The 24,406-nt window shown below is 70.6% G+C and carries 26 protein-coding genes and 2 tRNA genes; 12 read left to right on the top strand and 16 right to left on the bottom strand.

All coding sequences use genetic code 11. From position 1 onward, the window contains the following. Positions 1–59 precede the first annotated feature (59 nt). Positions 60–1,292: an MFS transporter gene (locus ACYQ77_RS35140; RefSeq protein WP_459719346.1), complete on the bottom strand. Its 1,233-nt coding sequence runs from the start codon at positions 1,290–1,292 to the stop codon at positions 60–62. Between the two features lie 74 nt (positions 1,293–1,366). Between ACYQ77_RS35140 and ACYQ77_RS35135 the strand changes: the two genes are divergently transcribed. Together ACYQ77_RS35135 and ACYQ77_RS35130 are read left to right on the top strand one after the other, a co-directional pair. Then, positions 1,367–1,864 carry a hypothetical protein gene (locus ACYQ77_RS35135; RefSeq protein ID WP_459719344.1) on the top strand — a complete coding sequence of 166 codons (498 nt, stop codon included), beginning with the start codon at positions 1,367–1,369 and terminating at the stop codon, positions 1,862–1,864. After that, on the top strand, positions 1,861–2,436 hold the full coding sequence (locus ACYQ77_RS35130; RefSeq protein ID WP_459719342.1) for a hypothetical protein: 576 nt from the start codon (positions 1,861–1,863) through the stop codon (positions 2,434–2,436). Before ACYQ77_RS35135 ends, ACYQ77_RS35130 begins: the two co-directional genes overlap by 4 nt. 35 nt (positions 2,437–2,471) lie before the next feature. Here ACYQ77_RS35130 and ACYQ77_RS35125 read toward each other — a convergent pair whose 3' ends face one another. Together ACYQ77_RS35125 and ACYQ77_RS35120 are read right to left on the bottom strand one after the other, a co-directional pair. Then, positions 2,472–4,118: an ABC transporter permease gene (locus ACYQ77_RS35125; RefSeq protein ID WP_459719340.1), complete on the bottom strand. Its 1,647-nt coding sequence runs from the start codon at positions 4,116–4,118 to the stop codon at positions 2,472–2,474. Continuing rightward, the gene (locus ACYQ77_RS35120; protein ID WP_459719338.1) at positions 4,115–5,017 is read right to left on the bottom strand and encodes an ABC transporter ATP-binding protein; all 903 of its coding nucleotides are present in this window, start codon (positions 5,015–5,017) and stop codon (positions 4,115–4,117) included. The genes ACYQ77_RS35125 and ACYQ77_RS35120 overlap by 4 nt, the downstream gene beginning before the upstream one ends. A 94-nt stretch (positions 5,018–5,111) precedes the next feature. On the opposite strand from ACYQ77_RS35120, the gene ACYQ77_RS35115 reads away from it, so the two are divergent. Next, complete coding sequence (locus ACYQ77_RS35115) at positions 5,112–5,594, top strand: GbsR/MarR family transcriptional regulator (protein ID WP_459719336.1); 483 nt, start codon at positions 5,112–5,114, stop codon at positions 5,592–5,594. A 1-nt stretch (position 5,595) separates the two neighbouring features. Continuing rightward, positions 5,596–7,272 (top strand): DUF885 domain-containing protein, encoded by a 1,677-nt coding sequence (locus tag ACYQ77_RS35110; RefSeq protein WP_459719334.1) that lies wholly within the window; start codon positions 5,596–5,598, stop codon positions 7,270–7,272. Here ACYQ77_RS35110 and ACYQ77_RS35105 read toward each other — a convergent pair. Next, a complete protein-coding gene (locus tag ACYQ77_RS35105; RefSeq protein ID WP_459719332.1) occupies positions 7,259–8,284 on the bottom strand; it encodes a hypothetical protein in 1,026 nt (341 codons plus the stop codon). The two genes, ACYQ77_RS35110 and ACYQ77_RS35105, sit on opposite strands and share 14 nt — an antisense overlap. 259 nt (positions 8,285–8,543) lie before the next feature. On the opposite strand from ACYQ77_RS35105, the gene ACYQ77_RS35100 reads away from it, so the two are divergent. From ACYQ77_RS35100 to ACYQ77_RS35085, 4 genes are all read left to right on the top strand, one after another. Next, complete coding sequence (locus ACYQ77_RS35100; protein WP_459719331.1) at positions 8,544–9,719, top strand: thioester domain-containing protein; 1,176 nt, start codon at positions 8,544–8,546, stop codon at positions 9,717–9,719. Positions 9,720–9,821: 102 nt separating this feature from the next. Then, positions 9,822–10,010, top strand: coding sequence for an antitoxin (locus tag ACYQ77_RS35095; RefSeq protein WP_459719329.1), 189 nt, complete (start codon positions 9,822–9,824; stop codon positions 10,008–10,010). Positions 10,011–10,045: 35 nt separating this feature from the next. After that, complete coding sequence (locus ACYQ77_RS35090; RefSeq protein ID WP_459719327.1) at positions 10,046–10,600, top strand: putative glycolipid-binding domain-containing protein; 555 nt, start codon at positions 10,046–10,048, stop codon at positions 10,598–10,600. Positions 10,601–11,332: 732 nt separating this feature from the next. After that, positions 11,333–12,958: an SIR2 family protein gene (locus ACYQ77_RS35085; protein ID WP_459719325.1), complete on the top strand. Its 1,626-nt coding sequence runs from the start codon at positions 11,333–11,335 to the stop codon at positions 12,956–12,958. On the opposite strand, the gene ACYQ77_RS35080 is transcribed toward ACYQ77_RS35085, so the two are convergent. The 3 genes from ACYQ77_RS35080 to ACYQ77_RS35070 form a co-directional block, all read right to left on the bottom strand. After that, positions 12,944–13,087 (bottom strand): hypothetical protein, encoded by a 144-nt coding sequence (locus tag ACYQ77_RS35080; protein WP_459719324.1) that lies wholly within the window; start codon positions 13,085–13,087, stop codon positions 12,944–12,946. The two genes, ACYQ77_RS35085 and ACYQ77_RS35080, sit on opposite strands and share 15 nt — an antisense overlap. Positions 13,088–13,274: 187 nt before the next feature. Next, positions 13,275–14,225: a prephenate dehydrogenase gene (locus tag ACYQ77_RS35075; protein WP_459719322.1), complete on the bottom strand. Its 951-nt coding sequence runs from the start codon at positions 14,223–14,225 to the stop codon at positions 13,275–13,277. 11 nt (positions 14,226–14,236) lie between these two features. Continuing rightward, positions 14,237–15,457, bottom strand: a complete 1,221-nt coding sequence (locus ACYQ77_RS35070; protein WP_459719321.1) for a M20 metallopeptidase family protein — start codon at positions 15,455–15,457, stop codon at positions 14,237–14,239. A gap of 71 nt (positions 15,458–15,528) precedes the next feature. Here ACYQ77_RS35070 and ACYQ77_RS35065 point away from each other — a divergent pair, with 71 nt between their 5' ends. Next, positions 15,529–16,029 (top strand): tRNA adenosine deaminase-associated protein, encoded by a 501-nt coding sequence (locus ACYQ77_RS35065; RefSeq protein WP_459719319.1) that lies wholly within the window; start codon positions 15,529–15,531, stop codon positions 16,027–16,029. Next, entirely contained in the window at positions 16,026–16,511 is a 486-nt protein-coding gene (locus ACYQ77_RS35060) for a nucleoside deaminase (RefSeq protein WP_459719317.1), read from the top strand. Before ACYQ77_RS35065 ends, ACYQ77_RS35060 begins: the two co-directional genes overlap by 4 nt. Here ACYQ77_RS35060 and ACYQ77_RS35055 read toward each other — a convergent pair. The 4 genes from ACYQ77_RS35055 to ACYQ77_RS35040 all read right to left on the bottom strand — a co-directional run bounded on the left by ACYQ77_RS35055 (position 16,508) and on the right by ACYQ77_RS35040 (position 18,653). Beyond that, positions 16,508–17,014, bottom strand: a complete 507-nt coding sequence (locus tag ACYQ77_RS35055) for a GNAT family N-acetyltransferase (protein WP_459719315.1) — start codon at positions 17,012–17,014, stop codon at positions 16,508–16,510. The genes ACYQ77_RS35060 and ACYQ77_RS35055 overlap by 4 nt on opposite strands. Positions 17,015–17,099: 85 nt before the next feature. Beyond that, complete coding sequence (locus ACYQ77_RS35050) at positions 17,100–17,969, bottom strand: hypothetical protein (RefSeq protein WP_459719313.1); 870 nt, start codon at positions 17,967–17,969, stop codon at positions 17,100–17,102. Positions 17,970–18,111: 142 nt separating this feature from the next. Next, the gene (locus ACYQ77_RS35045; RefSeq protein ID WP_459719311.1) at positions 18,112–18,375 is read right to left on the bottom strand and encodes a hypothetical protein; all 264 of its coding nucleotides are present in this window, start codon (positions 18,373–18,375) and stop codon (positions 18,112–18,114) included. 191 nt (positions 18,376–18,566) lie between these two features. Further along, positions 18,567–18,653 (bottom strand) — tRNA-Ser (locus ACYQ77_RS35040). A gap of 149 nt (positions 18,654–18,802) precedes the next feature. On the opposite strand from ACYQ77_RS35040, the gene ACYQ77_RS35035 reads away from it, so the two are divergent. After that, positions 18,803–18,940: a hypothetical protein gene (locus tag ACYQ77_RS35035; RefSeq protein WP_459719309.1), complete on the top strand. Its 138-nt coding sequence runs from the start codon at positions 18,803–18,805 to the stop codon at positions 18,938–18,940. Positions 18,941–19,034: 94 nt separating this feature from the next. On the opposite strand, the gene ACYQ77_RS35030 is transcribed toward ACYQ77_RS35035, so the two are convergent. The 5 genes from ACYQ77_RS35030 to ACYQ77_RS35010 form a co-directional block, all read right to left on the bottom strand. After that, positions 19,035–19,121: transfer RNA gene (locus ACYQ77_RS35030), tRNA-Ser, on the bottom strand. A 53-nt stretch (positions 19,122–19,174) separates the two neighbouring features. Beyond that, on the bottom strand, positions 19,175–20,911 hold the full coding sequence (gene argS / locus ACYQ77_RS35025) for an arginine--tRNA ligase (protein WP_459719308.1): 1,737 nt from the start codon (positions 20,909–20,911) through the stop codon (positions 19,175–19,177). A gap of 11 nt (positions 20,912–20,922) precedes the next feature. Further along, entirely contained in the window at positions 20,923–22,128 is a 1,206-nt protein-coding gene (locus ACYQ77_RS35020) for an RNA polymerase sigma factor (protein WP_459719306.1), read from the bottom strand. Beyond that, on the bottom strand, positions 22,125–22,514 hold the full coding sequence (locus ACYQ77_RS35015; RefSeq protein WP_459719433.1) for a YciI family protein: 390 nt from the start codon (positions 22,512–22,514) through the stop codon (positions 22,125–22,127). The genes ACYQ77_RS35020 and ACYQ77_RS35015 overlap by 4 nt, the downstream gene beginning before the upstream one ends. Positions 22,515–22,767: 253 nt before the next feature. Further along, positions 22,768–23,676, bottom strand: coding sequence for a sigma-70 family RNA polymerase sigma factor (locus ACYQ77_RS35010; protein ID WP_459719303.1), 909 nt, complete (start codon positions 23,674–23,676; stop codon positions 22,768–22,770). Positions 23,677–23,735: 59 nt separating this feature from the next. Between ACYQ77_RS35010 and ACYQ77_RS35005 the strand changes: the two genes are divergently transcribed. Next, complete coding sequence (locus tag ACYQ77_RS35005) at positions 23,736–24,284, top strand: dihydrofolate reductase family protein (protein ID WP_459719301.1); 549 nt, start codon at positions 23,736–23,738, stop codon at positions 24,282–24,284. Positions 24,285–24,406 lie beyond the last annotated feature (122 nt).

Below are 24,406 nucleotides of genomic sequence, written 5' to 3'. Positions count from 1 at the left end.
TGGGCCTGTCGGTGGTCGCCCGTACGCTGGTGACCGGGGGCCGGAGGCCGCCCCCGCCGTCACGCGCGCGGCGCGGGTTCCTCCGTCACCGGTGCGGGCTCCACCTTCTTGGGCAGCGTCTCCGGCGCCGGGAACCACGCGAACGCGGCCAGCGCGCACAGCGACCCCGTCACCGCGAACGCCGCCGTGTACGACAGCCCGTCCGCCAGCAGGCCCGCCACGATCGGACCGAGAACCGCGCCGATGTCGGCCGTCATCTGGAACGTCGCCAGCACCGGGCCGCCGCGCCCGCGGGAGCCGATCACGTCCGCGACCGTCGCCTGCAGTGGTGGCGCCAGCAGGCCAGCGCCGAGCCCGGCGACGACCGTCGCGATCAGGAACGTCGGGACGTCCGTCGTGAAGCCGACCCACACCGTGCCGCCCGCGGAGACGACCAGCCCGAGCAGCACCGTCGGCTTGCGGCCCCACGAGTCGGCCATCCGCCCGGACACCAGCAGCATCAGCACGTTGCCCACCGCGAACACCGCCAGCGCCGTGCCCGCGAACGCGCCGTCCCGCCGCAGCACCTCCTCGACGAACAGCGGCACCAGCGACACGCGGACGCCGAACACCGCCCACCCGTTCGCGAACGACGAACCCAGCGCCGCCACGTACGACCGGTGCCGCACCGCCTCCCGCACGGTGAACGGCGACGACTCCGCGGTCACCCGGGCGGCGAGCGTCGAGTTGCGCAGGAACCACCACACGATGAGCACCGCGAGCAGCAGCAACAGCGCGTACACGACAAAAGGGGCACGCAGCGAGATGGTCAGCAGCCCGCCGCCGAGCAGCGGCCCCGCCACGTTGCCCATCAGGAACCCGGTGCCCCACAGCCCGGACGCCCGCCCGCGCATCGGCGCAGGCGTCAGCCGGATCAGCAGCGCGATGGCCGACACCGTGAACATGGTCGACCCGAACCCGCCGAGCGACCGGAACAGCAGCAGCTGCCAGTAGCTCGCGGCGAACGCGCACGCGCCGGTCGACACCGCCACGATCGTGATCCCCGTCAGGTACACACGGCGTTCACCGAGCGCGCTCACCAGTCGGCCACTTGCCGGGGCGAACACCAACCGGGCGACCGCGAACGCGCTCACCACGATCGACGCCGCGGTCACGCTCACGTCGAAGCTGCGGGCGAACGTCGGCAGCGCGGGCGCCACCAGCCCGAACCCAGCGGCGATGACGAAGTTGGCCGCGACGAGCACCCACACCTCGCTGGGCAGTCGTTCCTTGCGCGCGGTAACCGCGATCACCCCCACGTGTCTCGTCGTGACCCGATCCGGTCAACCTCGGACGTGCGCGCTTCATTCCTGATATACACGCTCGCATGTCACGGTCGGGGATCGCTCGGACGGCGGCGCTGGTCGCCGTCCTCATGGCGACGTGCGCCGGGGTCAGTGCCGCGGACGACGACGGCCCGGCCAACCGCGCGTTCGTCGACACCGCCGCCACCCAGGACGCGCTGGCCTCGGCCACGCGGCTCAGCGCGGACCTGTTCACGTTCGAGTACACCGACGTCAAGGCGCACGAGGCCAAGTTCGTCCGCCTCACCACCGGCGACTTCACCCGCGAGTACGGCAAGCTCTTCAACGACGTCATCGCACAGGCGAAGGCCCGGCAGACGTCGATGACCAGCACGGTCAACGCCGCCGCGGTGCGGGTGCTGCACGACGACCGGGCCGAGGTGCTCGTGTTCCTCGACCAGCGCGTCACGAGCGGGGCGAACGGTGACGAGACCGCGGCCAACGCCATGTTCACCGCCACGATCCAGCGGGTCGGCGGCACGTGGAAGGTCGCCGACATCGACCTCTACGAGGACCGATGACCTACCCGCAGCCGCAGCGCAAGAGCCGCGCCAACCTGGTCGCTGTCCTGGTGATCGTCGCCGTGCTCGTCGTGGGTGCCGTGGTCGCGATCGTCGTCACGACCACCCGCGACAACGACCGCGACAGCACCGCCGCGCCGACCCCGACGAGCACCGCGAACGCCGCCGAGGTGCGCACCGCGCGGGCCAGGGACGACGCGCTCGCCGACGGACGGGCCGCGGTCGAGGTGTTCAACACGCTCGACTACCGCCACGTCGACGAGGACCTGGACCGCTGGGAGTCCGTCGCCACCGGCGCGCTGCTGACCCAGCTGACCGAGGGCCGCGCCGCCGCCGCGGCTCAGATCCGGCAGGCGAAGTCGGCCACCACGGCCGAGATCCTCGACGCGGCGCTGTCGGAGTTCGACGAGGCGAAGGGCACCGCCACGCTGCTCGCCGCGGTCTCCGTCGAGGTCGCCGTGCCCGGCCAGGAACCGACGACGAAACGCCTGCGCATCGTCGCCACACTCGACCGGGACGGCGACGGTGACGGCGGCGAATGGAAGGTCAGCGACCTGCACCAGGCCGTGTGAAAGGGGCCCGGCCGGCCCGGGCCCCCTTCACTCACTCAGCCGATGTCCCTGCGGCGGAAGCCCGCCAGCCCGGCCGCGATGAACGCGGCGGCGACCAGCGTCAGCCACACCAGCGGGGTCGCGGTGAACTCGGCGCCGGGCAGCTTCGGCGTGTGCGTGAACGGCGAGATGTCCATCGCCCACTGCGGCAGCTCGAAGATCGGGCCCAGCTGGCCGAGCAGCAGGAACAGGACCAGCGCGCCCCAGCCCGCCATGACGAGTCCCGGCGCGACGCCGAACACCAGCACGGTGATGCCGGTCAGCACCCACACCGACGGCAGCTGCACCAGCGCCGCCACCAGCACGCGGCCGATCTCGCCCATGTCGCCGCTCGCCGCGCCGTGCGCGAAGCCACCGAACAGCCCGACGGTGAACAGCAGCAGCGTGGTGCCCGCGAGCGCGACGACGATGTGGCTCGCCGCCCACCGCACCCTGGCGATCCGGGTCGCCAGGATCGGCTCGGCCCGCAGCGCGGTCTCCTCCACCCGCAGCCGCATGGCCGAGGAGATCCCGAACGCCGACACGATCACCGCCAGGATGCCCATCTCCGCGGACAGGAACGCGTCGACCAGCCCCCGCTCGCCACCCAGCTTCTTGATCATGTCCTGCGCCTGCGGGGTGTCGAGGAACTCGCCGACCTGCGACGCGATGCTGCCCAGCACCATGCCGCCGACGACCATCCCGACCAGCCAGCCGACGACACCGCCGCGTTGCAGCCGCACCGCGAGCGCCAGCGGGCTGGACAGCGACCGCGCGGCCCGCGCCCGGCCGGGGCGCTGCGCGAGCAGGCCCGCGCCGTGGTCCCGGCGGGCGACCAGCGCGTACGCGGCGGCGGCCACCAGCACGGCGAACGCGACCAGGTACACGAGCACCCACCAGCGGTCACCCGCGAACGGCCGCACCTGCTGTGCCCAGCCGATCGGCGACACCCACGACAGCCACGTCGACGTGTCGGTGCCGGTCGCGTCGCCCGCGGCCCGCAGCAGGTACGCGGCGGCGAGCACGGCGGCCGCGATGCTCCTCGCGGTCCGCGCACCCTCGGTGACCTGCGCGGCGAGCCCGGCCACGGCGGCGAACGCGATACCCGCGCCCGCCCACGACAGGCCGAACGCGAGCGCGCCCTCGGCGGGCAGGCCGGTGCCGATGAGGCTGAGCCCGGTCAGCAGCGCCATCACGAGCGAGATGCCGACGGACAGCAGCAGCGCGGCGGTGAGCGCCGCGTACCGGCCGACGACCGTGGCACCGAGCAGCTCGGCGCGACCCGCCTCCTCCTCGGCGCGGGTGTGCCGCACCACGGTGAAGATCGCCAGCAGCCCGGCCAGCGCCGCGCCCATCGCACCCAGCTTGATCAGCGACACCGCGCCGAGCGACGTCGGGTCGAACACCCGGCCGTACAGCGCGACCATCGCGGGCGTGTCGTTGACCGCGTTCGCGGCCCGCACCCGCGACTCGAGCGTGGTGTAGAGGTCCTGCGACGCCGACGACGAGCTGGCCGCCATGATCACGAACAGCAGGATCCACACGGACGCGACGACCCGGTCGCGCCGCAGCGCCAGCCGCAGCAGCTGCCCCGTGCCCGCGAACCCGTCCCGCTGCGCGGCCTGCGCCGAGGTGGCGGGGCGCTCGGCGACCGTGGTGGTCATTTCGCCACCCCGGCCATGTCGCCCTCGTAGTGGCGCAGGAACAGCTCCTCCAGCGTGGGTGGCTGGCTGGTCAGCGTGCGCACGCCGACCCGGGTGAGCTGCTTGAGCACGCCGTCCAGCTCCTTGGTGTCCACGTCGAACTTCACGTGCGTGCCGTCGACCTCGAGGTCGTGCACACCGGGGTGGTCCGCGATGCCGTCCGGCGGCGCGGCCAGCTCGGCGGAGATCGACGTGCGGGTCAGGTGCCGCAGCTCGGCGAGCGTGCCGGTCTCGACCGTGCGGCCGAGGCGGATGATGCTCACCCGGTCGCACAGGGACTCGACCTCGGCGAGGATGTGGCTCGACAGCAGCACGGTGCGCCCGCGTTCCCGTTCTTCCTTGACGCAGTCCTGGAAGACGGCCTCCATCAGCGGGTCCAGCCCCGAGGTCGGCTCGTCGAGGATCAGCAGCTCCACGTTGGACGCGAGCGCCGCGACCAGTGCGACCTTCTGCCGGTTGCCCTTCGAGTAGGTGCGGCCCTTCTTCGTCGGGTCGAGGTCGAACCGTTCGAGCAGGTCCGCCCTGCGGGTCTCGTCGAGACCGCCGCGCAGGCGGCCGAGCAGGTCGATGACCTCACCGCCGGACAGGTTCGGCCACAGCGACACGTCGCCCGGCACGTACGCCAGCCTGCGGTGCAGCGACGTGGCGTCCGCCCAGGGGTCCCCGCCGAGCAGGCGGGTCTCGCCGGCGTCGGCGCGGAGCAGGCCGAGCAGCACCCGGATGGTGGTGGACTTGCCCGCCCCGTTGGGGCCGAGGAAGCCGTGTACCTCCCCGGTGCGCACCGTCAGATCGAGTCCGTCGAGCGCACGTGTCCGGCCGAAGGTCTTGACCAGGCCGGACACGGAAATTGCGGTTGTCATGGCTCCGAAAGTAGTGTGGTTTCACAAAGTTGTGAAGTTAAGAAAGCGTATAAACCTGATCGGGATCACACGTCCGGAGCGGAAGATGCAGAACGTGAGCACCACCCCAGGTCAGCCCAGTGACGTGGACCGCTTCGTCGAGCGGTTCGCCATGTTGTTGTCCGACGCCGGGCTCGGGCGGATGCCGTCCCGCGTGTTCGGTGCGCTCATCGTCACCGAGGACGGCAAGCTGACCGCGGGTGAGCTGGCCGAGCGGCTCAAGGTCAGCCCGGCCGCGATCTCGGGCGCCGTCCGCTACCTCGTGCAGGTGGGGCTGATCGTGCGCCGCCGCGATCCCGGTGAGCGCCGCGACCACTACGAGGTCACCGACGACATGTGGTACGAGGCCTACGCGAACCGGGACACCCAGCTGAAGTCGTGGTCGGAGGTCATGGCCGAGGGCGTCGCCGCGGTCGGCGCGGACACCAAGGCGGGCTGGCGCCTCGAGACCAGCAGGCGGTTCTTCGACTTCCTCCGCGAGCAGATCCCCGAGCTCATGCGGAAATGGCGCGAGTACCAGCAGGACCCGCCCAGGTAGCGTGACGGCCGTGACGAACACCGTGCCGCAGCTTTCCGACGAACTGCTCGAACTGGTTTTCCGCGCCGACCCGCTCTACGCGACGATCCTCGGCATCCCCGGACACGGCCGCGACCTGGCCGACCGCACCGTGGCGGCGCAGGAGGAGCTGCGCCGCCGCGTCCAGGACGTCGCCGCGCGGGCGGCCGCCGTCGACCCGGCCGGCCTGTCCCCGGACGACGTCGTGACCAGGGCGATGGTCATCCACCACGCTGGCCAGATGGTCGACGAGATCGACACCCGTACCGTCGAGTTCACCATCAGCGACCTGTTCGTCTCGCCAGCCGCCGAGCTGATCATGACGCTGCCGATGGTGCCGCTCGCCACGCAGGAGGCCCGCGACGACTACCTCGCGCGGCTGCGGGCGATCCCCGCCTACCTCGAGACCGTCCTCCAGCGGCACCGCGACGGCGTGGAGACCGGGCGCGTGCCGGTCGAGCGGCTGGTCCGCAACACGATCGCGCACCTCGACCGCTACCTCTCCGCGCCCGAGAGCGACCCGCTCGCCCGCCAGGAGGTGCCGGCCGACTTCGCCGCCGCGCGCGAGGAGGTCCTCGCCACCGTCGTCCGCCCGGCCTTCGCGGCCTACAAGCAGGCGCTGACCGACGAGCTGCTGCCGCACGGCAGGCCGGACGACGAGGTCGGCGTGTGCCGGCTGCCCGGCGGTGACGAGCTGTACCGCACGCTGGCCCGCATCCACACCACCACCGACCGCACCCCCGACGACCTGCACCAGACCGGTCTCGACATCATCGAGCGGCTCACCGAGGAGTACGCGGAGATCGGCGCGCGGGTGTTCGGCACCAGCGACCGCGCCGAGATCTTCTCCCGGATGACCAACGACCCGGCCACGCGCTGGCGCGACGCGGACGAGCTGCTCGCCTCCGCGCGCGAGGCCGTGACCAGGGCGGAAGCCGCCGCACCCGCCTGGTTCGGGCGGCTCGCGTCCCAGCAGTGCAAGATCGAGCCGGTGCCCGAGGCCGACGCGCCGGGGGCGCCCGCCGCGTACTACCTGTGGCCGTCGATGGACGGGCAGCGGCCGGGCATCTACTTCGCCAACACCTACAAGGCGGAGGAGCGCGACCGGTTCACCTCCGAGGTCACGGCGTTCCACGAGGCCGTGCCCGGGCACCACTTCCAGATCCAGCTCGCGCAGGAGCTGACGCACCTGCCGATGTTCCGCCGCGTGGTCAACCCGACCGCGTACGCCGAGGGCTGGGGCCTCTACACCGAGCGGCTGGCCGACGAGATGGGCCTGTACTCGTCCGACACCTACCGCCTCGGCATGCTCGCCATGGACTCCATGCGCGCCGGGCGGCTCGTCGTCGACACCGGCATGCACGCCAAGGGCTGGAGCCGTCAGCAGGCCGTCGACTTCCTGCGCGAGAACACGCCCATGGCCCGCCTGGAGATCGAATCCGAGGTCGACCGGTACATCGCGTACCCGGGGCAGGCGCTGTCGTACATGGTGGGGCGGCTGGAGATCGTCCGCCTGCGCGCGTTCGCCGAGGAGTCGCTCGGCGACCGGTTCGACATCCGCGAGTTCCACGACGTGGTCCTCGGCAACGGCTCGCTGCCGCTGGCCGTGCTCGCCGACGTGGTGACGGACTGGGTCGGCCGATCGCTCACCCGGCGCTGACGGTCTTCAGGATCTCCTGCGTCACCGACGCCTCGAGTGGCTCGGGGTCGGAGGGGCCGCCCGCGAGGTCGTTCACCACGACCAGCATGGCGACGCCGTCGGGCTGTCCTTCCGACTCCAGCAGCACGCCGACCAGCGCCACCTCGCCGGAGCTGGCCTGGCAGTCGGGCTTGGTGACGTTCGGCGTGACCTTCGCCGTCAGCATCAACGCGGTCCGGCCCTCGACCGGGGCCTCGGTCGGCTCCGGCAGGTCGACCTTCGCGTCGGTGCCGTAGTAGGTCGTGGCGAACGACTTCGCGAAGTCGGTGACCGTGGCCGCGAGGTCGAGGTCCTTGCCGTCCTTGCCCTGCACGTCACCGCTCGCCGCGAACGTGCGGACGTAGCTCGCGCCGTCGCAGTCGTAGATGCCGTAGTCGGCGTTGCCGGTGAAGTCGACGTCCAGGCCGCTCTGGCGCGACCGCGACGACTCCTTCCAGTCCGGCGGCACCTGGTAGCTCAGCCCGGCGTCGGCGCTGTTGTCGACGGTGAGCCAGTCGTCGTGGGTGGTGCTGCCACCGGTCGTGGGCGATGGCTCCTCCGACGACGACCCGCCCGTCGACGGCCCGGACTCCTCCGTCGGCTGCGTGGTGGTCTCCGGCTGCGGCTGTGCCGTCTGGGTGTCCTTGCGGTTCACCAGCACGATGGCCACGACCGCGCCGACGATGATCACGATCGCGATCAGGCTCAGGATCATCGGCAGCCGGGACCGCTTCGGCGGCGGTGGCGGCGGATATCCCTGCGCGGGAAAGCCACCCGACGGCGGATAGCCCTGGGCGGGGAACCCGCCGGTCTGGTAACCCGGCTGCTGGTACTGCGCGTACGGGTCGGCCGCGGCGTACGGGTCGCTGTAGGGGTCGGAGCCGTACTGGTTCGCGTAGGGATCGGTGCCGTACTTGTTCGTGCCCGGGTCGGGCCCGAAAGGCTGGGAATTCCAACCGCCCTGACCACCGTCGTTCCCTTGCCATCCGGTCACAGCGTGGACGATAGCCGGAACCCGCTGTGCGCGGGCAGATTCCCTGCGAAACGTTCCGCTTTCGCGCCCCGCCAAAGGGTGTCCGCGGTAGGGGTCATGCACCCCCAGTAGTTAGTGAATTACAACCCTGAGTAGAGTGCCGGATCGCCTGATCGACTCTCCTGTCACCGAGATGGGTGAGAGGGCTGAGCCAAGTGTCGTTCGGACGAGAAGGAGTGTCATGGCCAGTCGGTGGAAACTCGCCCGTGCAGGAGCAGCGGTGGCAGGCGCCTCCGTCGCGTTGATGATGTCCGCGGTCCTCCCGGCGGGCGCCGACCCGGTGAAGGGCGACGTCGACCAGAAGAGCTACGTCGACGGCTACGACGTCAACGTCGGCAAGGGTGGTCGTGCCAACCTCGACACGAGCCTGATCGCCCTCCGGCTCACCGACGGCACCATGCTCCGCATGTACTGCGTCGAGATCGACACCAACATCGACGCCGAGCACTCGATGGTCGAGCAGCCGTGGGACAAGTACCCCAACCCGGACTCGCCCTTCCACGACAACCGCGACCGGATCAACTGGATCCTGCACAACGGGTACCCGGTCGTGTCGGCCGACGAGCTGACCGAGATCCTCACCGAGCAGGGCGTGACCCCGAAGGACGGGATCGACGAGAAGGAGGCCATCACCGCGACGCAGGCCGCGGTGTGGCACTTCAGCGACAACACCGAGCTCAGCCGGTCCAACCCGCTGCCGGGCGGCCCGGAGGAGGCGAAGGACGACGTCCTCGCCCTGTACGACTACCTGATCGGCAAGGCGAACGTCGGCAAGGGCGACCAGCCGACCCCGGCCCTCGCGATCGCCCCCGGCGAGCAGTCCGGCGAGGCGGGTACCCGGATCGGCCCGTTCACCGTGAACACCACCGGTGAGATCGACAAGCTGACCGCGAACCTCCCCGAGGGCGTCAAGATCACCGACGTGGACGGCGCCGAGCTGACCGCCGACAAGATCAAGAACAACGCGCAGCTGTACCTCGACGTGCCCGCGGACGCCGAGCCGGGCGAGGCGTCGTTCGAGCTGACCGCGAAGGCCAGCGTCGACACCGGCCGCCTGTTCGTCGGCGAGCGGTACAGCGGCAAGCACAAGACGCAGTCGCTGATCGTGGCGACCGCCGGGAAGAGCGAGCTCCAGGCGTCGGCCAAGGGCAGCTGGACGGAGGCCACCACGCCGCCGAGCAGCACGACCGAGGCCCCGCCGTCGTCCACCACCGAGACGACGCCGCCGACGACCGAGACCACCACGTCGGCGGCCCCGGCCCCGCAGCCGAAGGCCAACGAGAGCGACCTGGCCGAGACCGGCGCGTCGGTCTTCGCGCCGATCATCATCGGTGTCGTGCTCGTCGGCGCCGGCGTCGGCGCGCTGCTTTTCCTGCGCCACCGGAAGCGCGCCTGAGCCGCGCGACGTAAGGTCCGTTGACGGTGGTCGTCCCCTTTTCGGGGGCGGCCACCATCGGCCGTAGTAGGTTGGACCGAGTGCGTGGAAGGAGGGGTGGTCGTGGGCATTGACTTCGACGCCCTGAAGGACAAGGCGGCGGATCTCGTCGAGCAGCACGGCGACAAGATCGAGGCCGGCGTGGAGAAGGCCGGCGAGTTCGCCAAGAGCAAGTTCGGCCACGACGAGCAGGTGGACACGATCGTGGACAAGATCCAGGACGCCATCCCGGACAAGCCAAGCCAGCAGTGACGACGACGCCGCCCGGCTCACGCAAGCCGATCATCGTGACATGGCAGGGGACGAACCGGACCAGCCTCGAGTCGGTCCGACTGTTCGTGTCCGACGGCAGGCTGCGCGCGTCCGGGCGGCTCATCGTCGCCGACGAGACCCCCTACAGCGCGTCCTTCGAGTTCACCGCCGCCCGCCGGGGTGACGTCGGCCGAGGGCTGCTGCGCACCACCGCCGCCGACACCGAGCGTTCCATTTCGGTGGGCCGCACCGAGGACGGCATCTGGCTCATCGACGACGGCAACGGCGCCACCGCCCGCAACGAGTTCGAGGGCGCGGTGGACGTCGACGTGGCCGGGTCGGTCACCTTCACGGCGCTCCCCATCCGACGGCTCGGTCTGCACCGGCGCGTCGGCGAGGTCGAGCTGCCGGTCCTGTACGTGTCGATGCCTGATCTGGCGGTCAAGCTCGTCCGCCAGACTTACCGGACGCTCGAGGTCACCGACCAGGGCGCGGTCATCAACTACACCGATGAGCGGCGCAGCGCCGACATCGTCGTCGACAAGGACGGCTTGCCGGTCACGTACCCGGACGTGGCGCAGCGCCTCTGAGTTGTCCACAGGTGGGGTGGTTGTCCACAGCCAAGATCGACATCCGTCCCCCTGTCGGTGGACCCCGGTAGACTGGACAGCGGGGTGCCCCCGGGAGTGGTGGGGGCTGCCCGTATGTACTGGGGTCGGGGTTTTCTTTCGGTTTTCGCAGGTCAGCTGCTTGTGCCCCGGGCTTTGTGGTTGGCCTTGTTGTGGGTTTTCCCTCCGGGGGGTCCTCGCCGGACGGGCTGGTCTCCGGGATGGCAGGGGGTCTTGCACGGGGTTGGTTTGGCAAGGACTGGTTTCCCGGGTCTGCCTGCCATCCCGTCGACCTCCCACGGGCTATCACACCGCGTCAAGGGGCCCGGCGGCTTGGGTGCGGGGTTGGGTCGTGCTTCGGGCCCCCTTGACCCGGTGTGATCGGGCTTCGCCAGGTCGACGGGATGGCAGGCAGCAGCCCTCTGGTGTGGTGGGTTAGCGCCCCCCTTTGGCCTCGCCGGGTGGCTTTGGGGTAGATCTGACCAGCGGGAACGCTTCGGTGCTCTTGCCTCTCGGGGTGTTGCTCGTCGTCTTGCTTGACCGGGTGTTTTGGGGCGGTCAAATGTGTGACAAATTGCCGGAACGCTGGGATCTTGGTCTTGGCCGGTGTTATTCTGTGTTGCTCGGTGGGCTTTCGGGGTGTCTTTTCCGCGGGTGGCGATGAGGTCATGGATGACGAGGCCTGAGTCAAGCATTGTCGACCCCAGTACGTTCGTGGACGGGCACACCTTCTCCTTTCGCTCCCAGCCCTACCTGCGTGACCTCTTCGAGGCCGTCGCCAACGGGTCGTTGCCGCTGGTTCTCGTGCTGGGGGCCGGGGTCTCGATGAACGCCAGCCTGCCGTCGTGGCGGGCGTTGATCGACAAGATGACCGCCGCCATCGATGAGGTCGCCTTGCGGAAAATGGCGGTCCGGGACAGTTCCGATCCCATGCGGAAAGCCGAGATAATTCTCAACCTCGTCAAGCAGGGCAATCTGAACGTGCAGGACCACGAGGTCATCCGGGACGCGCTTTACCACAAGAACTCGCCGGTGGTTCCCGGGCAGTTGGCGAACTCGCTCGCGCGGCTCATCTACACGCATCGCGCGCACGTCAAGGTGTTGACCACCAATTTCGACGACATCGTCGAGAAGGCGCTTTACCGGTACTTCGACGAATCGCGCGTCGGTGCCTTCTCCATCGCACAGGTGGACGAATGGCGGGAATGGGGTCGCACCGCCGGGAACATCGGCGTCATGCACCTCCACGGCCTGGTCCGGCAGGGGCAGGACCCCAAGGCGCCGATAATCCTGACCGAATCCCAGTTCCTCAAGTACGGCGCCCGGGTGCGGGCCGCGATATCCGACGTGATCGACGGGGCGTGCACGATCTTCGTCGGGCTGAGCATGTCCGACCCGAACCTGATCGGTCCGCTCTACCAGAGTGCCGGGACCACCTCGCCGCGGTTCGCGCTCGTCGTGCCTGCCCAGGAGGTCGACGCCTCGGCCGAGGAGGCCGCCCGGTACGCCATCGGGTCGGCGCGCTACCTCGAGGAGAAGCTCGGGCTGTCGCCGATCTTCCTCAAGTCGTACTCGCAGCTCAACCAGGTCATCTCCGACCTCGCGCTCGCCTCCGTGGAGCCCGAGCGGTACCTCGCCGTCGACGACCCCGCCGAGTCGCTGGCCTACGGTCACCGGCTCAGCCGCGCGCTCCACATGTGCTACGCCGCGATCGGCTGCACCGCCCACGACTGGGCGCCGGTCGGGCAGGCCGCCGTCGACTTCACCGAGCGCCTCTACCAGGCCTTGAGCATCCCCGGCGGACCGCTCGACGTCCTCGAGCGGATGAGCGGGCTCTACCGCACCACCAAGCTCGGCGGCCTCGACGGCGAGAACTTCGGGCTGTCGCTGTGGCTGCGGACGCGCGACCAGGTGGCCGCCAAGGAGACCTACTCGCTGTGCATGGTTGGGACCTCGGCCTACACGCACCGCGAGGAGTGGTCGGTGCGGCGCGAGATCCCGGTCTCCGCCGACACCGAGTTCACCGCCGCCCAGGCCGTGTTCCAGGGCAGCAGGCAGGCCGCCAACGTCGTGCCGTCACCCAACACGCGGATGTGGCGCGGGGTGGTCGCGGCACCCGTGGTGCTGGTGGCGAGCGGCAGCGACAAGAACATCCACGGCGAGCCCGCGGACACGCTGACCATCGGGGCGATCACGCTGAACTCGACCCACCTGGTGACCGACGACAATGACGCCGACGCGGCCGACTTCTCCATCATCAAACGGCTGAAGGCGGCGCACTACGACGAACTGATCGCCAGTCTCCAAAAAGCGGCCGAGTTCGTGTTAAACCTTGGTTGACTTCTTCGGCTTGGCCCGTTTGACCCGCACCATCGGCACCGGTCCGGGCACCGAGACGTAAACCCGGTCGCCGACGACTCTCCTCGGTGACTGATCGATTACCGACTCGGTCTGGTCGTCGTCGTTCATGGTGGCCACCGTCGCCTCGGAACTCGTCTGCACTGCTCTCATCCCTTCACGAAGCGTCAGGGTGCGAACACTCGCCGATGTTCCCATGGCGAATTCTCAATGCTACGGGTCGTGCTGAACAGTAGCAATCGCCCTATGCCGTCAGGGTCGTATTCTCCACTGGTCCTGTTACCACCCTGTAGCGCGATTATGCAGGAAGCGCGGCTATTGCGGTGTCTCCTTCCAGCCGCAGCAGCCGCCCGCCCGCCGTGCCCAGGTCACGCAGCGATTCGAACGCCTCCGGGTCGGTCAGGTCGATCGGGAATTCCTCCCGGTCCGCGTCGTGCAGGTCCGTCAGCGCCTGCCTGCCCTCGTGGCCGGCGCGGACCGTCGCCGCCAGGCCACCCGTCGACGCGAGCGCGCCACGGGCCGCGCCCAGGCGGCCCAGTGCCTCGTCCACCGCCTCCAGCAGCGGGCCCCGGTTGCCCTCGCACATGGCCAGCACCAGCTCCGGCCGCGTGGTCATCACCCGGGTGCCGTCGCGGAACGAGCCCGCCGCCAGCGACAGCGCGAGCGAGCCGCCGTCCGCGCCAGTGGACGCCAGCACCGCGGCCAGGATGTGCGGCAGGTGCGAGATCCGCGCGACCGCCGCGTCGTGCTCCCTGGTCGTCGTCGGGACCACCTCCGCGCCGCACGCCAGCGCCAGCTCCGCCGCCGCCCGCCACGCGTCGCGCGAGACGTCCTCGTCGGTCGTCACCACCCACGCCGCGCCGTCGAACAGCGTCTCCTCCGCCGCGTCCCAGCCCGACGCCGACTTGCCCGCCATGGGGTGGCCGCCCGCGTAGCGCGCGTTCGGCAGCCGCTTCGCGACCGCGTCCGCCACCGGCTGCTTCACGCTCACCACGTCGGTGAGCAGGCAGTCCGGGGCGTGCGCGGCCACCTCCCTCAGCACCTCGTCCACCGCGGGCAGCGGCACGGCGACCACCACCAGGGCGTCCGAGCGGGCGGCACGGTCGAGCGCCGCGGTCACCGTCGGCTCCACCCTCGGGTCCGCCACCGGCTCGAGGGACGCGCCGAACGCGTCCCACCCCGCTCTCGTCGCCGCCTTCAGGACGGAGCCGCCGATCAACCCGAGGCCGAGCACACACACAGATCGCACAGGTCCATCCTTCACCGCAGGGCGTCCAGCGCGAACGCCGCGTACAGCGCCACCCCGTGCGCGAACGCCGACTCGTCGAAGTGGACCCGGTTCGAGTGGTTCGGCGCCGCCTCGTCCGGCGTCACCCCCGGCGGGCACGCGCCGAGGAACGCCAGCGCACCCGGCACCTTCTGCAGCACGTACGAGAAGTCCTCCGCGGCCATCAGCGGTTCCGGCATCAGCGCGCTGTTCTTCTGGCCGAGCACGGCACCCGCCAGCGCGAGGACCCGGTCCGCGACCGCGCCGTCGTTGTTCGTGGGCGGGTAGCCGGTGTTGATCTTGAACGTGGACGTGCAGCCGTGGGCCGCCGCGATGTGCTCGCACACCTTCGGGATCTCCGCCTGCACCATCGAGCGGGTGCGGTCGGAGAGCGTGCGCACCGTGCCCTCCAGCTCCGCGGTCTCCGGGATGATGTTCGACGTCGTGCCCGCCGTGATCCGCCCGACGGTCAGCACCGCCGGGTCGAACACGCTGAACCTGCGCGTCACCATCGTCTGCAGCGCGCCGACCATCGCCGCCGCGGCCGGCACCGGGTCGATGGCGTGGTCGGGCATCGCGCCGTGCCCGCCCTTGCCGGTGACCGTGACCGTGTACGCGTCGGCGCTCGCCATCATCGGCCCCGGCCTGCACATCACGACACCGGACGGCGCCGTGGACGTGATGTGCAGCGCGAACGCCTGCTCCACCGGCCGCCCCGCCGCCTCCAGCACGCCCTCCTCCAGCATGTACCGCGCGCCGTGCTGCCCCTCCTCACCGGGCTGGAACATGAACACGACCTTGCCCGTCAGCGCGTCCCGCCTGCTGTTCAGCAGCCGGGCGGCGGACACGAGCATCGCGGTGTGCGTGTCGTGGCCGCAGGCGTGCATCGTGCCCTCGTGCTCGGAGGCGAACGCGAGCCCGGAGTCCTCCCGCAGCGGCAGCGCGTCCATGTCACCGCGCAGCAGCACCGTCGGACCGGGCCGGTCGCCGTTCAGCACCGCGATGACCGAGCTGCACGACTTGCCCGTGCTGACGTGCAGCCCGAGCCCTTCGAGCGCGTGCAGCACCGCCGCCTGGGTTTTCGGCAGGTCGAGGCCCTCCTCCGGGTGTTTGTGCAGCTGCCTGCGCAGCGCCACCGTCCTCGGCTGGAGTGCGCGTGCGGCCTCGAGCAGGCCGGTGAACCTCGGGTCGTCGGTGAGCGTCGCGGGAGTCATCCCTCGATGATCGCGCAACACTCCGGCCCCTGCTTCTTCCTGCGGCCGAACTTGAGGAATACCGTGTCCCCATGTCCGAGCAGGACCCGGTGACGGGCTTCGCGATCGCCGTCGTTCGCGAAGAAGGCAAGTGGCGGTGCACGGCCATGGAGAGCTCGGCGTTGAGCGAGCTCGACACGGCGATCACCGAGCTGCGCAAGATCAGATCGACGGGTGCTGTGTTCGGCCTCCTCGACGTGGACGACCAGTTCTTCCTCGTCCTGCGGCCGGGTCCGGGCGGCGTCCAGTTGCTCCTGTCCGACGCGGCGGCGGCGCTCGACTACGACATCGCCGCCGACGCGCTCGACCTGCTCCGCGTCGACCCGCCCGCCGACTACGACGACGACGAGATCTGGCCGGAGGGCGCGCTCGACATCCTCGCCGACATCGGCCTGCCCGCAGGCGAGCTGCAGGTGATCATCGGCGAGGTGGACCTCTACCCCGACGAGCAGCTGCAGATCATCGCGCAGCGGTGCGGCTTCGCCGACGAGTTCGGCAAGCTCCTCGACACCATGGACACCATCTCCCAGTGAGCGCACCGAGCCCGAGAGCCGACGAGGACCGGGTCCGCGCCGCCCTCGACGTCGCGCGCCGCGCGCACGCCACCGGTGACGTGCCGATCGGTGCGCTCGTGCTCGCGCCGGACGGCACCGAGCTGGCCGCCGCCTGCAACGCCCGCGAGGCCCTCGGCGACCCCACCGCGCACGCCGAGATCCTCGCGTTGCGCGAGGCGGCCACCCGCCACGGCGACGGCTGGCGTCTCACCGGTTGCACGCTCGTCGTCACGGTCGAGCCGTGCACGATGTGCGCGGGCGCGCTCGTGCTCGCCCGTGTGGCCCGCGTCGTGTTCGGCGCGTGGGAGCCCCGCACGGGTGCGGTCGGGTCCTTGTGGGACGTGGTGCGTGACCGCAGGCTGACGCACCGCCCGGAGGTGGTGGGCGGGGTGCTGGCCGACGAGTGCGCTGCGCTGCTGGACGAGTTCTTCGCCACCCACCGGCCCGGCAGGCTGAGCTAGGCCGACCAGACCACGGGCGTGACGGTCCCGGTTTCCCAGTCCCGGCGCAGGATCGCGTAGCCGACGGAGTCGCGTAAGTGGTCGGGGCCCGGCCAGGCGTCCCGGTAGTGGGCCTCCTTGACGTAGCCGACCTTCGTGAAGACGTGTCGCATGGCGTTGTTGTCCGCCCTCGTGGTCCCTTCGATCCGGTTGGTCGCGTAGTTGGTGAAGACGTGCGAGGTCAGCCACCGCACGGCGGCGGTGCCGACCCCACGCCCGCGTGCCTGCGCACGCACGCGTAAGTCGAACAGGGGAGTCCCGTCGTCGAGGTCGAGTAACCGCACGAGCCCGAGCCGCTCGCCGTCGTCGGTGATCCAGAAGGCGTCGTCGTACGCCCCACCGGCGACCCGGGCGCGCACGGCGTCGCCGTCGGGCTTCGGCTCGGTGTGGAACGGCCATTCCTCCGCGGTCATGAAGCCGACGACGTCGTCGGCCTCGTGCCGCTGGACCTGGGTGAACTCCATGGCGGCGAAGCTAGCAGCGGGCACCGACAAAAGCCGGGGGGTTTCCGGCCACACGATCGGGTGAACGGCACCTGACGGCGGCGCGTCACGTCAGTGCCAGGCGCATGCCCACGGTAAGGCGCTCGGGCATCTCCGTGACGCGGCAGATGAACACGCGCCGCCCGCCGACGTCGGTGTAGTCGTTGACGGACATCCGGTGGTCGGGCGGGGTGAAGCCGATGGGTTCGCAGCTGGCGTCGAAGCCGGTCGGCAGGCTGACCTGGTACTCGAGGTGCCGGACCTGCATCAGTTCCGTCGTGCCGATCACGAACCGTTCCGCGGCGCCGCGGCGCATCAGCGGCAGGCATTTGGCAGGCCAGAAACGCGTCATCTCCAGGCGGATCACCTGACCCATGCGAACTGGCGAATGAAAGTGCACGATCGACATCAAGCGGGCGGCCGAGAGCCACGAGTTCGTGATGCTCCAATGTTTGGTCGGCCGCCCGTCGATCTCGATGTTGTCGGCATTTACCAGCACATTCCTGCGGTACTTCGCGGGCTGCTCCCAATCGCTGCCGAGCTGGAACCTGATGAAATACACCTCGTCCCGCTCGGCGACCGCCTCCAGCACGACGACCTCGCGCACGTCCCCGTTCGCGTGAATATGCACTTTCTGGTGCCAGTTCTCGACGGACGCGAGCAACCCGTCCCGCGCGGCGGACCCGTTGCCCACCACGAAGTCGCAGTACCTGGCCACGAGGTGGCCGCAGTCCTCGGCCGCCCGCCCGGCGGCCCGCCGCTCGACGAGAAACACGGCGGCCACCCCGACCGCACACACAATGGCGACGACAGTTGCCGCTGCGCGAAGCGCACCATTTCCCAGAACCGCCAGCAATATCGCGGCAACTGCCGCCAGCGCCACGCCGGACATCACCCCGGTGTTCCACCGACGGAAAGAGAGGTAATTGGTGACCATGGATTGACCGCTCCTCCCCGTCATGCCCAAGGAAAGCGCGACCGCCTGCCGGTGAGCCGGCACGACAGGCGGTCGAACCCAGGATAGGGCAAAACACAACCACCCTGATTACGTCATTCAGGCGTATTTGCGAGGAAAGATATTAAGGAAAGGAGGGGCCGCGCCGTGACCTCATGCCCGGGCGCTGCTCCAAGGCCTCCAGGTCCACGAACGTCAGCGTCCCCGTCCGCAGCAACTCGATCAGCAGGTTGTGCTGGCTGCTCTGCACGACCGAGACGATGTGGCTCACCTTGCGCGCTGTCCAGTCCTGCTCGGAAACCAGCGCGGCCAGCTCCACCGCGGCCTCGTGCACGGTCAACGGGCGCGGCTCGCCGACCAGGTACCGCCTGCCGACGACCGAGAGCACCAACCGTTCCGCCGACGTCAGGCGCCAGCCGCGGGGCGGAGTGGTGACGGCGTCCTCGCCACCAGGGGAGGGTGACCACGGGAGGGGGTCCGGGGGCGAAGCCCGCCGGGCGGGTCTGGGGTCGCACCCCAGAAGAAATGGCGAGGCGACGAGGTCCGCGCTTTCCGCGGACACACGTCGCCTTCGCCGAGCGGTAGCGGTGGGATTTGAACCCACGGAGGGCGTGAACCCTCACGCGCTTTCGAGGCGCGCTCCTTCGGCCGCTCGGACACGCTACCGACGGGAACGATACCGGACGTCCTGAGCGGCCTCGCACGGGGCGGCCACGTCCGCGCCGACCCCCGATCGCGTGACGGGTGGTGCGGCTCCCGCTCGCCGGATGAGCGATACTGCCCGGGCCTGACGTGGGAGAAACGAGGAGGACGTCATGCCCGACGAGCAGGAGACCGAGGTCAGCCGGGGGAGGCACGCGGCGCCGGAGGGGGCGGAGCGGCACCCGCTGATCAACCTCGATCGAGACCCGACCCCGGGCCAGGCGGACCACGCCCGCCCCGAGGAGGACTGACACCACCGAGAGCGCCGGCCGAGGACGGTCGGCGCTCTCGCGTGGCACGCGAAAAGGCCCGGCGCGGACGCCGGGCCTTCGCTTGTTCAGAGCGCGGAGGATGCGGGATTTGAACCCGCGAGGGCTTTAACACCCAACACGATTTCCAATCGTGCGCACTAGGCCACTATGCGAATCCTCCGCCGGAGAGGGTACCGGACGGGGGTGGGGGTGCCCAAAACGGGTGGTCAGCGGTCACATGCGGGCCGGCGCGACGATGCCCAGCAGGTCCAGGCCGTGGGCGAGGGTCCTGGCGGTGAGCGTGCACAGCGCCAGCCGGTTGCCGCGGGTCGGGGCGGGGGCCGTCAGTACCGGGCACGTGTCGTAGAACGTGGTGAAGGCGCGTGCCAGGTCGTACAGGTACCCGCACACGCGATGGGGCTCCAGCGTCTCGTTGACCTCACCGAGCGTCGTGCCGTAGCCGTCCAGTGCCAGCACGAGCGCGCGTTCCGCGGGCTCTGGCCGCACGTCCGGGGCGACCGTCGTCGACGGGTCGCCTGCCTTGCGCAGGATCGACCGGACGCGGGCGTGTGCGTACTGCAGGTACACGCCGGTGTTGCCGCTCAGTGACACCATGCGATCGGTGTCGAACGTGTAGTCCCTGGTCCGTGACGTCGACAGGTCCGCGTACTTCACCGCGCCGATTCCCGCGAGTTCGGCGATGCGGTCGAGCTCCGCCGCCGCCAGGTCCGGGTTCTTCTCCGCCACGACCGCGCGGGCGTGGGACACCGCGTCGTCCAGCAGATCCATCAGGCGCACCGTGCCGCCGTCGCGGGTTTTGAACGGGCGGCCGTCCGGGCCCAGGACGGTGCCGAACGGGACGTGGCGGGCCTCGACCGCATCGGTGAGCCAGCCTGCGCGACGGGCGGCTTCGAAGATCAGCCGGAAGTGTTGTGCCTGCCGGGAATCGGTGACGTAGAGCAGGCGGGTGGCCTTCAGGTCGTGGATGCGGTACCGGATCGTGGCGAGGTCGGTGGTGTCGTAGCCGTAGCCGCCGTCCCGTTTGCGGACCATCAGCGGCACCGGCTTGCCCTCCGGGCCCGTGACCTCCTCGGAGAAGATCACCAGCGCGCCCTCGCTCTCGACCGCTAGGCCGGCGGCCTCGAGCTCGGCGATGGTCTCCGCGAGCATCGGGTTGTACTTGGACTCGCCCGCCGAGTCCGCCGGCGTCAGCAGGACCCCGAGCCGGTCGTAGATGTCGTGGAACGCCTTCTCCGACTCGGCGACGATCTCCCGCCAGGCGAGGACCGTGCCGGGGTCGCCGGCCTGCAGCTGCACCACCCGGGCACGTGCGCGGTCGGCGAAGTCCGGGTCGGCGTCGAACGCCCTGCGTGCGGCCTTGTACAGCTCGTCCAGCGCCGACACGGCCGAGCGGGCCGCCTCGTGATGCCACGTCGCGTCCTGGTGCTCGTCCAGGTACTGGATCAGCATGCCGAACTGGGTGCCCCAGTCACCGAGGTGGTTCTGGCGCACGACCTCCGCGCCGAGGAAGCCGAGCACGCGGGCGAGGCTGTCGCCGATGATCGTCGTGCGGAGGTGGCCGACGTGCATCTCCTTGGCGATGTTGGGCGCGGAGTAGTCGACGACCGTCCGGCGGCCCTCCGGCGTGCCGACGCCGAGCCGGTCGTCGGCGAGGCGCGCGGTGACCTGCTGCCACACGGCCCGGTCGGACACCGTGACGTTCAGAAAACCGGGGCCGGACCGTTCGACCGTGCCGATCACGTCACCGTGCAACGCGCCGGTCAGCTCGGTCGCGAGGTCCGCCGGCCTGGTCCGGGCGAGCTTGGCCAGGGCGAGCGCGGCGTTGGACTGGAAGTCCGCGTGTTCCGATCGGCGCACCACCGGGTCGGCCCCCGCCAGTTCGGGACGCGCGTTCGCGATCGCGTCCGACACCGCACCGGCAACCTGGTCGAGCAGTGGTGACACCGTCATGGTTCAACTCTTCATGGCTCGTCAACTCGTTTGACCTGCGCCGCACGCAGCGTGAGGTAGCGCTGTTCGGGGACGCTCGTGGTGCGGCTCGCCGCGACCCGGTACTCCTCGGCGGCCTTGTCGTGGTCGCCCGCCATCTCCAGCAGGTGCGCGCGGACGGCGTGCAGGCGGTGGTGGTTCGCGATCCGCTTGTCGGCGGCGACCGTGGTGAGCAGGTCGAGCGCGGCGGCGGGCCCGTGGACCATCGCGAACGCGACCGCGTGGTTGAGCGCGACCATCGGGTTGTCGGACATGCCGCGCAGCACCCCGTACAGGGCGAGGAGCTGCGGCCAGTCGGTGTCGTCGGCGGTCGCGGCCTCGTCGTGGACGGCGTTGATCGCCGCCTGCACCTGGTACGGGCCGACCGGGCCGCGGGGGAGCGCGGCGGTGACCAGTGCGACGCCCTCGGCGATCGCGGCCCGGTCCCAGCGGGTGCGGTCCTGTTCGGTCAGCGGGATCAGCTCGCCGTTCGGGCCGGTGCGGGCGTCGCGGCGGGCGTCGGTGAGCAGCATCAACGCGAGGAGGCCGGTGACCTCGCTGTCGTCGGGGAGCAGCGCGTGCAGTGCGCGGGCGAGCCGGACCGCCTCGGCGGACAGGTCGCGTCGCTGCAGGTCGGGGCCGCTGCTGGTGTAGCCCTCGTTGAAGATCAGGTACAGCACGTGCAGCACGGCGGCGAGCCCGGCGCCGCGGTCGGCGGGGAGGCGGAACGGGATGCCCGACTCCTTGATCTTCAGCTTGGCGCGGCTGATGCGCTGCCCCATCGTCTTCTCGGGGATGAGGAACGCGTGCGCGATCTCCGCGGTGGTGAGGCCGCCGACCGCGCGCAGGGTGAGCGCGATCGCGTCCGGCGGTTTCAGCGCCGGGTGGCAGCACATGAAGAGCAGCACGAGCGTGTCGTCCTCGTCGGGCACCTCCGGCGGCGGCTCGAACGGGTGCTCCTCCTCGCGCCTGCGCCGGGCCCGCTCGCTGCGGACGTGGTCCAGCATCCGGCGGTGCGCGACCTGGATGAGCCAGCCGCGCGGGTAGTCGGGCAGGCCGTCGCGCGGCCACTGTTCGGCGGCCGCGAGGAGCGCGTCCTGGACGGCGTCCTCGGCGGCGGCGAAGTCGTCGTGCCGGCGCATGAGCGCGCCGAGGACCTGCGGCGCGAGGTCGCGCAGCAGGTCCTCGGTGGTGCTCACGCGTCCTGGGCGGGCGCGGACATGATCTGCCGCACCTCGATCGGCAGGTTGAGCGTGACGCCGCCGGGGCCGGGCGCCGCCGACGCCGCGGCCGCGACCTCGATGGCGCGGTCGAGGCTCTCGACGTCGATCACCCAGAAGCCGGCGAGAAACTCCTTGGACTCGGGAAACGGGCCGTCGGTCACCGCGGGCGTGCCCGTCGCGGTCGCGCGGACGACCTTCGCCTCGTCGGGCCCGGCCAGCCCCTGCGCGTCGACGAACTCGCCGTCGGCGACGAGCTTCTTGCTGAAGTCGTGCATGAAGTCGATGTGGGCCTTGATGTCGGCGGGGTCCCACTCGTGGATCGGCGGGTGCTCGATGCGTTCGCTCGCCTGCATGAGGAGCATGTACTTCACGGGGTTCTCCTTGACGTTCTGCGCGCCCGGCGGGCAGCGGTCGCGGGTACGTCGGAGCGCCGGCGAGGATTTCTACCGGGTTTGGCCTCCGGCCCCCGGTTTCCACGCTACGGCATGCGACCGACAGTTCCGGTGCGCTTGGGGTGGGTTGTCCACAGGTGGTCCTGTTGTCCACAGGAGGCCGCCTGACCTGCGTTTTCTGTCGGTCCCCTGCCGTACGCTGGACACCGGGGGCCGGAGGCCGTCAGCCGAGGACCGCCGGCAGGTCGAAAGCCGCGAACACCCCCGCGTCCTGGAACACCACGTTGTGCGCGATCCGCCCGCCGACCACGGTGAACACCTGCAGCGTGTGCAGCGTGCGGTCCGGTGCGTAGGCGGCCACCGCGGGCTGGCCGTTGGCCGAGGTCGGGACCATGCGCCAGCCCACGCCGCGCATCGCGAACACGCGCCGGATGAACGCCGCGTAGTCGTCGCGGCCGGCGAACCACAGCGGCACCGCCGGCATCTCGAGCACCACGGCCTCGGTCAGCAAGTCGACCAGCGCCGCCACGTCCGCCGCCTCGAAGGCACGCACGTAGGCCGCCACGGTCCGGTGCACGGCCGGGTCGTCGGGTGGGGCGGCCGGGGTGCCCGCCAGTCCGGCGCGCGCCCGCTGCAGCGCGCTGTTCACCGACGCGACCGAGGTGTCGAGCAACCCGGCCACCTCGGCGGCGCTGAACTCCAGCACCTCACGCAGCACCCACACGGCGCGCTGGCGCGGCGGCAACAGCTGCATGGCCGCGACCAGCGCCAACCGCATGCTGTCGCGTCGCACCGCCCGTGCCGCCGGGTCGTCGGCGTCGGGGAACGGCTGCAGCCACGGCACGTCGAGCGCGGGCACCAGCGGCGCGTCGGGGTCCGTGCTCGGCGCCCCGAGCCCGGACGGGAGCGGGCGGCGTGCCCTGCCGCGCAGCGCGGTCAGGCACACGTTCGTCGCGATGCGGTACAGCCACGTCCGCACCGACGCCTTCTGCTCGTCGTAGCGGTCGCGTGCGCGCCATGCCCGCAGCATCGTCTCCTGCACCAGGTCCTCGGCCTCGTGGACCGAGCCGAGCATCCGGTAGCAGTAGGCCAGCAGCTCCGTGCGGTGTTCCTCGAAGTCGACGATGGGCATCGCGATGAGTATGACCGCGCCCCTCGGTATGTACCGGCACCGATCGAGAGGAGTCAGTCATGCCCAACCTGATCGTCATCGAGTTCGTCACGCTGGACGGTGTTGTCGAGGACCCGGACGGATCCGGCGCGACACCCGGCGGGGGCTGGGCGTTCCGGCACGGTCCGGAGGCGGTGGCGGGCGACAAGTTCGAGCTCGGGCCGCTGCTGGACAGCGGCGTCCTGCTGCTCGGCCGCACGACGTGGGAGCTGTTCGCGACGTTGTGGCCCGGCCGGACCGACGAGTTCTCGGCGAAGATGAACGCCATCCCGAAGCTCGTCGCGTCGCGCACGCTGACCAGCGTCGAGGGCTGGCAGAACTCGTCGCTCGTCGAGGGCGACCTGGTCACGGCGGTTCGCGAGGCGGACCGGGACGTGATCGTCACCGGCAGCATCAGCGTCGTGCACGCGCTGGCTCGTCACGGTCTCGTGGACGAGTACCGGCTCATGGTGTTCCCGACGGTGCTCGGCACGGGGCGGCGGCTGTTCACCGATGTGGCGGCGGAGCTGCGGTTGTGCTCTGTCGAGCGGAAGGGGAACGCCGCGCTGGTGCGCTACCGGACGGCGTGAGCGTGGCCGCCGGCCCCCTCGAACCACGTTACGGCATGGCACCGACAGTTCCGGCGCGCTCACGCGGCTTGGTGGCGGGTTGTCCACAGGTGGTCCGGTTGTCCACAGGAGACGGCTTGACC

Source organism: Actinophytocola sp. KF-1, assembly GCF_054661535.1.
This window is presented reverse-complemented; position numbering and strand designations above follow the sequence as displayed.